At 39.5% G+C, this 12,109-nt stretch carries 7 protein-coding genes; 1 reads left to right on the top strand and 6 read right to left on the bottom strand.

What is annotated here, in order from left to right; all coding sequences use genetic code 11:
* Nucleotides 1-329 precede the first annotated feature (329 nt).
* Genes AB9H30_RS07735 through AB9H30_RS07710 form a run of 6 tightly spaced genes read right to left on the bottom strand, consistent with a single transcriptional unit; the run spans nucleotide 330 to nucleotide 9,159 of the window.
* Nucleotides 330-1,844, bottom strand: coding sequence for an N-6 DNA methylase (locus AB9H30_RS07735; protein WP_371194080.1), 1,515 nt, complete (start codon nucleotides 1,842-1,844; stop codon nucleotides 330-332).
* Nucleotides 1,845-1,853: 9 nt separating this feature from the next.
* A complete protein-coding gene (locus AB9H30_RS07730) occupies nucleotides 1,854-2,771 on the bottom strand; it encodes a hypothetical protein (protein ID WP_371194079.1) in 918 nt (305 codons plus the stop codon).
* On the bottom strand, nucleotides 2,771-4,432 hold the full coding sequence (locus AB9H30_RS07725) for an AAA family ATPase (RefSeq protein WP_371194078.1): 1,662 nt from the start codon (nucleotides 4,430-4,432) through the stop codon (nucleotides 2,771-2,773). Before AB9H30_RS07725 ends, AB9H30_RS07730 begins: the two co-directional genes overlap by 1 nt.
* Nucleotides 4,419-6,197, bottom strand: coding sequence for a restriction endonuclease subunit S (locus tag AB9H30_RS07720; protein WP_371194077.1), 1,779 nt, complete (start codon nucleotides 6,195-6,197; stop codon nucleotides 4,419-4,421). Before AB9H30_RS07720 ends, AB9H30_RS07725 begins: the two co-directional genes overlap by 14 nt.
* A 12-nt stretch (nucleotides 6,198-6,209) precedes the next feature.
* Complete coding sequence (locus AB9H30_RS07715) at nucleotides 6,210-8,975, bottom strand: DEAD/DEAH box helicase family protein (protein WP_371194076.1); 2,766 nt, start codon at nucleotides 8,973-8,975, stop codon at nucleotides 6,210-6,212.
* A 10-nt stretch (nucleotides 8,976-8,985) separates the two neighbouring features.
* Nucleotides 8,986-9,159 (bottom strand): helix-turn-helix domain-containing protein, encoded by a 174-nt coding sequence (locus tag AB9H30_RS07710; protein WP_371194075.1) that lies wholly within the window; start codon nucleotides 9,157-9,159, stop codon nucleotides 8,986-8,988.
* Nucleotides 9,160-9,384: 225 nt separating this feature from the next.
* On the opposite strand from AB9H30_RS07710, the gene AB9H30_RS07705 reads away from it, so the two are divergent.
* Nucleotides 9,385-12,084 carry an AAA family ATPase gene (locus AB9H30_RS07705; RefSeq protein ID WP_371194074.1) on the top strand — a complete coding sequence of 900 codons (2,700 nt, stop codon included), beginning with the start codon at nucleotides 9,385-9,387 and terminating at the stop codon, nucleotides 12,082-12,084.
* Nucleotides 12,085-12,109: the final 25 nt, after the last annotated feature.

Raw genomic sequence — 12,109 nt, 5'->3', positions numbered from 1 at the left:
GGTATCCCTTAACTTCTGCGCCTTTTTACGCCCCATTAACCCACTTTGAGCAATAGCGCGATTAGATTCACCCATTCGCATCCGAACGAGTATGTGTCGATATTCGTACATTTCAAACCTCTTGTTTGCCATGCGCATCTCCTTGTCTAAAAAGTAGACATAACGATACGCTATTTACAATGAAGTTTGAGAAGGAAAAGGATGGCTAAAGTGGCTCCATTAGCCGCAAATCAGGTGGTGCCATTAGGTGCAAATTAGATGGTGCCATTACGCCGCAAGTCGAATGGCTCCATAGCGGTGCAAATTAACAACTAATAAGGAAGAGAAATTCAGTCTTCCTCAACGAGCGCATCTTCGACGCTTTTGAACTCTTCGAGTGCTGCGGTTAACAACTCAACTATTTCGCTGGCGATGACTGCTGGAGGTTGAAGGTTCTCGGTATCTTCAAGTGAATCATCTTTTAACCACGAGATATCAAGGTTAGTTTTGTCTCTCGCAATGATCTCATCGTAGCTAAATTTACGCCATCTGCCATCAGGACCGGGACCTCCATCTTCTTCACGTGGCTCCTCTTGCCAATTTGAAACACGATTTTTGATATCTGATGCAGAATATAACTCTACAAATTCATCAAAATCTGAACGCATTAATTTTTTGGTTTTGAGTGTCATGTGAACATTGGTTCGGAAATCGTAAACCCATACGTTTTCAGTCCATGCTTTTTTAGATGCTGGTTTCGCATCAAAAAATAACACATTTGCTTTTACACCCTGAGCATAAAAGATTCCTGTAGGTAAACGTAAAATTGTGTGCAAATTAAACCGTGCAAGCAATGTCTTACGGATAGTTTCACCAGCACCGCCTTCAAACAATACATTGTCAGGTAAAACAACTGCTGCTTTACCGCCTACTTTCAGCATATTGCCGATGTGTTGCACAAAGTTTAGTTGTTTGTTTGACGAATCAGCCCAAAAGTCTTCACGTTCATAAGTAAGTTTTTCTTTTTCAATCTTGCCTGTTTTTTCACTAATAACAGTAACTGAGCTTTTTTTACCAAATGGAGGATTAGCCAGCACCATATCCACTTTATCTGCACCAACTTCTTTGGCTAATGCATCACTTGTAGAAATAGGGCATTCACTGGTACCAATGCCGTGTAAATACAAATTCATGGCACATAAACGAGCAACCGAATCAGAAATATCATTACCTCTAAAGCCATCTTCCTTTAAAAAACGGGCTTCTTTTTTGGAAAGTGGTCGTTCTACATTATTAACAATATAGTCATGCGCTACCGTTAAAAAACCGCCCGTACCACATGCAGGGTCGGCTATAATCTGCATGGGTTGCGGCTGCATCACATCAACAATGGCTTCTATAATTGGTCTTGGAGTAAAGTACTGGCCAGCACCTTTCTTTTCACTTTCTGCACCTTTTTGTAAAAGGCCTTCGTAGATTGCACCTTTAACATCGATACTCAGCGTTGACCATGACTCCTTATTTATCATGTCTATTAGACGTTCAAGCTTCGCAGGATCTTGGATCTTATTTTGCGCTTTACGAAAAATCGTACCTAATGTTCCTTTTTGCGTGCCTAATTTTTCTAGGGTGTGCCGATATTCTTGCTCTAAATCAGAACCATCAAGCTTAATTAGTTTGTTCCATTGCACTGTTGCAAGGCTTTCACCTTCTTGGCCACCGGCAACACGTTCTGCGGTCATTTTAAGGAAAATGAGATAGGTGAGTTGCTCTACATAGTCGCCATAGCCTACGCCTTCATCTCGTAATACATGAGCGTAATTCCAAACGCGGTTTACTATTTCTGTGGTGGTTACATTATTCATTATTAGTCTCTATCTCAATTCGAGGATTTCTTTTACCCATTGATGGTTTTTGAATTGGCTAAGATATAACTTAGCGGCAGTATTAAATTGTGTTGACTTGCATGTTGTTCTTATTTTTTTCAGCAAAGTTTTTATATTATTCTCAACTGCAATAGATTGAATATTTACGCCTTGCTCTAATAGTTCGTTGGTCGAAGCCACTAGCTGTCTTATTTCTTGGTGTATTCGCTTTCTTGCTCTTGTCGTATTCTTATGATTTAAGTGGTAAAGCTCTATTGATTTATTTGCTTTTTTGAAATTATCTGATGACTTATCACTTTCATTGGGACAAGCTTCGCCGTTTTGGTTAAATGTTAAGAGTTTGCAATCATTAGCTTTTGTGGGGTCTAAAAGCATTGGTTTTTCATTATTGGTATCTGCTTCGCATTTATTCCAATCTGGTGGAGTAAATAAAGGAAAATGATCGTGTTTTCCCCCTGCGGATTCAGCTCCATTTCTTCGTGAATTACAATAGGTACATGCATACCTATAATTAGACCAATCAAAAGCTAGCCACCAATACCCTTGATGGTCAGGACATTCAACTACTTTTCCTTTAGGTCTAAAATGATCGATTGGATTATCTGATCTAAGTTCGTTAGATTCACAATACCAACACTTCCCATTAGATTGCTCTGCAAGGAGATTACTCAAATCACTCCACAGTGTGTTTTTTGCTGTTATAGCAGCCTTTCTAGCAGCTACTCTTCCAACTTCTACTTTTAATGTAATTTCTGCATCAGACAAATTTTTTCTGGCCCCTTCGGTACGAATGGCAGCCTCTCTTTCATCCATTTTACGATTCACGTATACCCAAGCAGCATCAACTTGCGCTTGTCTATTTCCAGGTAAATCGTTCTCTATTTCATCCATATCAATATAACGCATTACTCACCAGCCTCTTCAGCATCAAGTTCAGCTAGTATTTCATCAGTCATATTGGCGAGTTGTTGTCTGTCCCTATCTGATAAGAAAGTCTGAGTAAATAATCTATCGCCATGCTTCCTACCCCATGCTTTAACAAATGCAGAAAAATAAGGGTCAGAGTAAGCGTCAAGAAAACCTGATTTATCTAATTGTTCTTGCAATTGTTTGTAACGAGTTTCTTCTGGTTCTGAACGTTCTTCTTTGGCTAACAAAATTGCGTGCTCATCTAGTTTTGCTAAGGTTTTGGGATCTAAGTCCGAACGCAAACCAAACATATCACTCATCAATATGCCGGAGAATCCCATACCTTTTGGTTCATACAAAGGTGAAGCAGCAAAAACTTGTAAGGTATCCTCATCACGCTTCATTATTTTTATTTGTTCTTGTTTAAGCGTAGAAATCACGATGGGATCATGAGTGGCTAGCACGATATGGCTATTATCAATCGCGTCTGTTTCTGCTTCATCTTTAGCATCCTCGCCTTCCTTTACATCTAAATTAAAGCCCGCCACTTGCTTTAAGAAGTTAATATACTCCATACTCCAAGCTGGGTTTAAGTGGGTATCGGGTTCATCAAGCAAGAATAATGATTCATCATCACGTGTAAAACGTAGGAGGCCTAATACGGTAATTAACTGCTGCTCACCTTCACTAAGTTCGCGAAATGTTAAAGTTTCATCAGTCCCATTTTTGTTTTTAACTTTTACACGAATACGAACTTCGTGAATCAGATTTGAAAAGTAGATGCTCTCAAGCAGTTTGAAAAAGTCTTTGTCCGAAGTTTGAGTTCCCACTTCTTGTAAGGCCTCAAGGTCTTTTAAATATAAGAAAAGCGCATCTACATTCTCGGGGCTTTTTTTCATTGGATGAGGCACCTTTATAGTCTTTCTCATTGGAGCCAATGATGCAGAGAAGAGCCTGTCCAGAAATGGCCTTACTACACCAGTTGCATTCCAAAACCTCGGGTCACCTTCTTTACTAGACCAATCCGGTTTGTTCAGCACGAATAGTACTGATTCAATACCTTCAATGAACAATTTCTCTTTTAGAAATCGCCTAACATTTTCATCTTGACCTAAAAAGAAAGACAATAATACAAAGTTGCTATGTACTTTTTGCGCATAAAACAGAGGTCTCAAAGGTAACGTTTTCTCATCTAAGCCATATTTATCAGGATATAGCAATTGGTCTCTAAATTTGCGCTGATGCTCGTAAAAGTGATTTGCTAATCGATCGCTTGGACCTGAGTAATAACCGAATACATTGGAGGGTAGGTATTCTCTTTCTTTATTGTTAAAAAACTCTGTGTATTTGTCTGTAATGATATCCTTAATATCATCTGCATTGTGAATGAGCACTTTGTACTGTTCTTTTTTGATGTCAGTAGTTTTGGCTTCGACGATGATTCGGTTTCCACGGCAAACATATTCAAGCTTGTAAGAGAATGAAGGGGCTTTATGTAGATCCAAATCACGAAAGATAATCACTAATGCTTCAATCACATTTGATTTGCCCGCACCATTCCAACCAATAATAACCGTGACTAATTCGTCTTGGTCAAAATCAATTTCAATATCTTTAAGATTTTTAAATTCACTGATCCAAAGTTTATCCAGCTTCATTTTCTTTTACTTCCCTATATTTAAATTTGTCACCTTGCTTCCTCCCTTTCAACATAATAGGGCTTACATCAACATTACTGTCTTCGGCGACTATTTTTAACTCTTGGTAAAACGCCTCGATACCTTCAGGTGAAACATCATTTTGAAAACCTGCTTGTTCAAATAACTCTTCTACCTTCAATGCATTTTTTGAAGCTTTAAGCACATCAATAATTGGGCGTTTTTCCATTTTTTTTGCTCTCGCGTTAGGTTTATTTTTGGCAAGTTTGGCTTTTTCTTCTAAGAGCTGCTTTTCTGCTTTAATCTTTTCTAAAAGCTGTACAGCTGTCTCATTCGAGTCAGTGTTTTCAACTAAGCGCCCCGAAAATGCGTCAGCTAGTATTGATGATTTTAATTTTGATGCGTGCAGTAGTTTTTGTTCGATTTCTTTTTTTAGTTTGTCCAGTCCAGAAATCTTAACTTCTATTTCATCAACAATTTTTTCTTGTTCTAGTATTGACGGTAAACCAAAACTAATCGACTTTATATCATCCAAACCCAATCCAGCTTTGGTGGCACCTTTTTGTAACGCTTTAAATTGTTTTTTTGCAAAGTCACCTGATAACAGCCATGAAAGGTATTTCCCCATCACTTTTTGCACAGGCCTAGCTAAAGCAACATGTTGGTTGATATAAGCCTCTTCAAAACCTTTAGGGACATAACCAACCATTCCAACATCAGCAGTAATGGAAATTAAGTTATCACCTTCTTGCACTTTAGTTCGGCTACCTTCGGAGTCTTTCGGAGGTGAAACTCTCTGAAGTTTTCTCAAATCAAGCTCGACATTGTAGTGAAATAAATTTCCTACTCGCAGAAACAAGGGCCCGTCATCAGAGTAATATTTAGCCCAACCTCTTGAGCCACTCGTAACAAAAGAAAAGACTTGATCCGTTACGGTACTAACCCAACCAATAGGTAAAGAATCAAGTTTAACAGCAGCTTTAGGTTCGACGTATTTCGCTTTCCACTTATCGTCTTTGGGTATTTTGCCTTTCTCTTCGAATTGTTTGAGTTGTTCTGCTTCCCAGTTTGTGCGACGTTCGTCGAGAATGCGTTCGAGTAATTTATCCGCAGGCTCTAGTTTGTCGGCATTTTTTTCACGCCATTGCTCGGTTAGTTTGCCGGTTACCGCGTCTTTTAACACCGATTGGCGGTATTGTTGTAATTTCGCTTTGGCTTGCTTTAGCCCTTCTACTCCAGCATCGATATGGGAAAAGAGTTCTTCGATTTTTTCTACAATTTTTTTTTGCATCAAAATAGATGTTAAAGGAACAGGTAGTTTTTTCGATTCAGCAAGTGCAAGAGTCAACCTGCCCGAGCCTGTTGCTCTTTGATGTGACAGTTTATTAATTTCAGGTGAGTTCATCCAATACTCTAAGTATTGAGAACTTATTATCTTATGATTTGGTTTGAGCAGTCCTAAACCGACAAATAAAGATACCGTTTCTTCGAAATCTATTCTTTTAGCATATCCAAGAGTACCTATTCGGGGAAATAAAATATCGCCGAATTCAGGGTTACACCTTTTTGTTAATTCTTCATGCTCAGCATAAGAAATATATTTCTCATACCTATCCCAATCAATTTTCTTAAACGGTTTAATATTTTTAATTGATATAAATCTAACTCCACTACTTTGGTAATTAGGAGTCTTATGTGTTCCATCGGTTATCTTGTTACATACATCATCGAGAGTTACCCCAATCCAGCTTTTCGGTAGTGTCATCTTTTATCTTCTCTATGCTATCAAATAGCCATTTAATTCGTTTACAACACTATCTAGATTATTACCAAATAACTGCTTTGCTTTAAGTACACCACCTTGTTGATTAAAGGGCGCGTAGTCAAAGTCTTCTATCATCATTTCTGCATTTTGCGCGATTTGTTTTTTGATCAGGTTTAGCCATTCGAACTGACCATCATCGAACTCGACTCCTGATTGTTGCTGTTGAGTTACCCACGCATCAAAACGTCGTTCAACTACCAATGGAAAAGGCTCCAGTACATCATTTAAACCGGTCGCGTAACTCACTAGGCTGACAATATTGGTGAGTAAGGTAGCAGGCGGCAACCCTTTCACTTTGGCAGTTTCGAGTTGTTGGTAAGCCTTCCACACCTCAATAGGGGCAAGATTATAAGGGGGCGCTTGAATATTTTCTGCTAATTCTTCAATTTGCTCGTAACTTAAATGCCGTTGCTGATAAGGCTGGCTGTAAATTAATTCAATAGCAGTTAATTCGTGTTTGTTATCGTCGATAAACTGTTTAAAGCTTTGAATAATATGTTGGGCTTTTTCTTCATCAAAGTTGGCATCTATTAGCTCGTCGGCACTTTCATCTATTATTTGGTCGGTGCTGCGGCGCACCTTTTCGACGCTTTCTCGTACATCTGGATTGTGAAACGGTTTCACTGCGGCTTCTGCCAAGGGCTTATACACTTGGTCGCGTTGCTCTTGTGTGGGTGCGTCTGTACCAAATTCTGTTTTGGCTTGTTGCTCTAGATGTTCTTCGTTAGTGGCATGAATTAACTCCCCAGCGACTAATGACAGTGGTTTACCTATTAGTTTGCTGAGTTCTGCACGCTGTTTATCATCAAGTTTAAGATCTAGACGTACTAATCGATTACCTAAGCTGCGCAGTGTATCGGCGGCCCTGTCTCCACGGGCAATTTGCTCCATTAGCTTTTCCGTTGAAACTGATGGTTTTTGCTCCATGGCTTGGCTTTCGGTTTTGTCGGTTTCGGTTACGCCAACGGCATCAACTAACACAAACTTTGTTTTTGCTGTGGCATCTGGCGTCACGGCATGTAATGAGTCAATATCAATCACCCGTGTACCACGGCCTTTCATTTGTTCGTAGTAAGCTTGGCTACGCACATCGCGCATGAAAATTAGGCACTCTAGTGGTTTTATGTCGGTGCCAGTGGCAATCATATCTACGGTGACCGCAACTCGTAGTTGAGGGCTAGTGCGAAATTCGGCGATGGTGTCTTCAGCCGCTTTTTTACCCACGCGATAAGTGACCTTTTTACAAAAGCTGTTACCTTCGTTAAACACTTCACGCACTTTGTCTACTATACGATCAGCATGATCATCGTCTTTGGCAAATATTAAGGTTTTAGGTACCCAAGTACGCTCACTAAAACAATCGGGTAAACAACGATCTTTAAAAGCAGTTAATACGGTTAAAATTTGGTTGGGGGCAATAACACTGCGGTCTAATTGTGTTTTAACGTACTTTTCGTCTTTATCTAGAATTTCTTGGCGTTTCTTTTTGGTTAGGCGGTCTCGCACCTGTACAGCAGTTCCGGCTTCTATCAAATCACCTTGTTCTGACTTTTTAGTTTTTATCCGGTAGATGTCGTAACCCACATTCACTTTGTCTATTACCGCGTCTTCGTGGGTATATTCAGACACAAGGTTTTGATTAAAAAAGCCGATGGTTTTTTTAGTGGGAGTAGCGGTTAAGCCAATTAAAAAGGCATCAAAGTACTCAATGACTTGTCGCCACAAGTTGTAAATAGAGCGGTGACATTCGTCGATAATAATTAAGTCAAAGGTTTCTATGGGGATTTCGGGGTTGTAACTGACGTTACGAGGTGTTTTTGATTCTGTATTAGCTTCAACCTCAAAACCAGAGCGCTCGTCAGCATCGTCATCTAACTCTGTGCCTGATAACTGAGAATATAAACGTTGAATAGTTGATATGGTTACTTTAGTGGTATCGGCAACCCCTGTTGTACCTAACATATTCACATTGTAATGGGAGGTGAATTTACGACCGTCTAAGGGCGTGTCGTATTGTTCAAATTCTTTTTTAGCCTGACGACCTAAGTTACCTCGGTCGACCAAAAACAATACGCGCTTAGCTTTAGCGTATTTAGCCAGCCGATAAATTTGGGTAACTGCTGTAAAAGTTTTACCAGAGCCAGTCGCCATTTGTAGCAAAGCGCGTGGCTTATTGTTTTTAAGGGAGTTTTCAATACCTGTTATAGCTTCAATTTGGCAAGCACGTAAACCATCTGTATTTAGTTCAGGCAGGTCATGCATACGTGCTCGAAGCGTATCCACTTCTTCAAGCCAGGATTTTAGAGTTTCAGGTTTGTGGAAATGAAATACTCGGCGACTTCGAGCCTTAGGATCTCGGTTATCACAGAAACGAATCGATAGACTGGTTGCTTCGTAAGTAAAAGGAAGTGGATCTAACCAGCGCTGTGTAAAAGCTGATTGGGACAAACTATAACGCCCACTCTGTTCAGCCACGCCGCCTAAAGAAACTCCGTCCTTCTTAGCTTCCAACACGCCACAAGCTTTGCCATCAATAAACAACATATAATCAACCGGACCTGTAGAGGTATCCATTTCACGCACAGCAATACCATTAATGCCTTCTTTACCAGCGTAAAGATTCATGCGTTTTTTGTCTTGGACTTCCCAGCCAGCTTCGATTAACTTAGCATCAATAGTTACTCGCGCTTGGGCTTCAGGTGTTATATGTTGATCCATCCTTGCATCCTCATTGTGCCTTTTGCATTTCTATCCATTTCTCTATGTCGACACGCTTAAATCGCCAACTACCGCCAACCTTAAATCCTGGGAGCTTTTTCTCACTGGCTAAGCGATATGTGGTCTTTTCATTCAATTTAAGGTAATTCGCAACCTCTTGAATAGTCAGAATTTCACTGTACATTTATTTTACTCGTTGCGTGACCAAAGACAGGATATGAGAAAATTGTGGAAATCGCAATTTTCGTTTATTGTAAACGCAACAGTCAGCGTTTAAAGTGCATTCTATATGTGGCTTCTTTTGTTTACGTAACCAACTACGCAGGAATACTAGCCAGACAACAATTTATGAAACGCCATTAGACTTAACGGAAATATAGTCTCAAATTACAGAGGAAGTAAAATCAACATGACTACTATCAATGAGCAAATTAGAAGCGCTGATTATGTTATTTGCCAAAATATAGAATCACTTGGTAACCAAAGGGATCTTCTGTCCCAGAATATACTTTCTCAGTTAAGAAACTTAGTTGAAGGAGTCATCGTTCTTTTCAATAATGGCTATTTGAATCATCAATTTAAGTTTGATTTGGTAAAGCCAAGTGTCGAAGCAATCAAAAGCAATGGCCGACTTAACTTTTTAACTAAATTTCATCGTCTTTTACAAATAAGTGTTTCTCACTATACTGTCGACGGCGACAGCTCTGAGCGGCTCATGCTGAAATACTACGAATGTTTGCTTCGAATCCGTGACTTACTTCAAAAAAAACAAAACCTTCACATTTTAGCCAATTTGGAAAAGTTTCCAATTGATCTTGATCCGTCCCTTCGAGAATACCACGAAAAAATCTCTGCTAAGATAAATGCGCCATTATATGCAAGAGCAGGCCAAACGACGCATGAACGTTACTACATACATAAAACGAAGCCGTTCTTTTTCAATGGAATGATTTATTACGAAGTGACGTTTTATAGGGCAATTAATAAGTCTAACAAGTTTGACCGAATAATTGCATTCACTGATTTTGACCTTGCAGATAAACATGCTGCAACATTGACCTTGCAGCGAGATTCCATTGAAGTTCTTGGCCAAACGATGCCAATTACTATTATCCGAGCATGGCATGTGTCGATTAGGCCATGTGAATTTGATAATTTTGCAAAATTAATAGGTATTAATACTAAGGTAAGCACAAACTCATCTGAGTACAAACACGTAATGAGCTGTCTGACGTCAAGCTACGAAAGCCTATTAGATATTGTTCTTCTGTCAGATTACAGCTACGCTGCCGTCAAACTAGCAGGGCTGAGTAATGCCAAAAGTCCTAAGATTTTTTCAATTTTAGATAAAGTCCGATCCATAATTCAGTTGAATAAACATGGTCACAATATAATACGATATCTTTTGTTGCGGATGAATAACCAGATCATTAAGACTCAATATTATTATGATGAATGCCCAATCTTGTCTAGCTTGTACCTAAAGTTTGGTTGTAAACCGTTCGATCAAATGCCATTTTGTACATCGTTGCCTGGCCATAATCCTCGGTTCTGGGACGTAGTAGAAAGTATCGATGCGAACGGAAGGGAGCATGAAATTCTAGCTAGGAAGGTAAAGGCAAATGTCGAGCGACACGGCATCTTGTATACTCCGCTGGCAGATTTTCAAAATATTGCCAATATCAATGAACTTATTAATAAATACAACGCGCGCATATATCACAAACACAAGCATCGAAAATTGTATTTAGATAAGGGTCATATTTTTGAATGCGGCTACGAAGACGAAACGGTTTCCATTGTCGAGAAGCTGCAAGAGATAACGCAAAGCGGAATAGCAGGATACCCGCAATCTGTAGATAAGTGGTTAAATGAAAGAGCTGGATATATTGATGACCCTTTAAAATCAGAATCATTGAAGCATCTTTTCAGTCAATCTTGTGTAGCAATAATCTATGGCGCAGCGGGGACTGGGAAGTCGACTATGGTTGAGCATATTGCTCAGTATTTTAACGATAAAAATAAACTTTTTGTTGCGCATACAAACCCTGCAATAGACAACCTTAAACGCCGTGTGAACGCGCAAAATTCGGAATTCCGCACAGTAAGAAAGCAAATCAATTCCGGGCTAGGTGTAGATTTTGATCTTATGATTGTTGACGAGTGCAGTACTGTCAGTAACCGAGATTTTATCAACCTGCTGGAATCAACATCTTTTAAGCTTTTAGTGCTTGTAGGTGACACTTATCAGATTGAATCAATTCAATTCGGTAACTGGTTCGGCCTAGCTTCCTCGTTTATTCCAAGCACATCAGTATTTGAATTGACGACACCGTTTCGCGCTAAGAATCCTGAATTATTGAGGTTTTGGAATAGCGTTCGGGCTTCTGCGGATGATATATCTGAAATAATGATTAAAAATGGCTATACCACTATGTTGGACAGTTCATTGTTTAATAAACAATCCGCAGACGAAATAATACTTTGTTTAAATTATGACGGCCTCTATGGGATTAATAACATTAACCGATTTTTGCAAAGCGGAAATAATGGCGAAGCGACCATGTGGCGGGAATCGACGTATAAGGTTGGTGACCCAGTCCTATTTTCTGATAGCGAACGGTTTCGCCCTGTTATTTACAATAATTTGAAGGGGTGGATAGCTAAAATAGTTATTGCACCAGGTTGGATACAATTTGATGTCACACTCGATCGCGCTTTGAATGAGTTTGATGTATATCAATGCGAAGAGCTCGAATGGGTGGCAAATTCTACAGTTCGTTTTACAGTTTTTGATTACCCGACTACTAGCGATGACGATGATGACAGCTTGAATACGACGGTTCCGTTCCAAGTTGCTTATGCTGTCTCGATCCATAAGGCGCAGGGCTTGGAGTATGAATCAGTCAAGATTGTTATCACGGATGCCAATGAAGACGATATTTCGCATAATATTTTTTATACTGCTGTCACTAGAACACGAGAGCGCTTGAAGATATTCTGGACACCAGAGACACAGCAGAATGTTGTTAAAAGGCTTAAGCGACAACCTAACTCAAAGGACACTTATCTGCTGACAAATCGAAGAGGTCTCAAAACCGTCAACTAAAAGGTAAGTCACTTGTTCAATTTTA

This window comes from Glaciecola sp. SC05 (genome assembly GCF_041380235.1).
GTDB lineage: Bacteria > Pseudomonadota > Gammaproteobacteria > Enterobacterales > Alteromonadaceae > Glaciecola.
The sequence above is the reverse complement of the archived record's forward strand: the minus strand, read 5'-3'. Positions and strand labels throughout refer to the sequence as shown.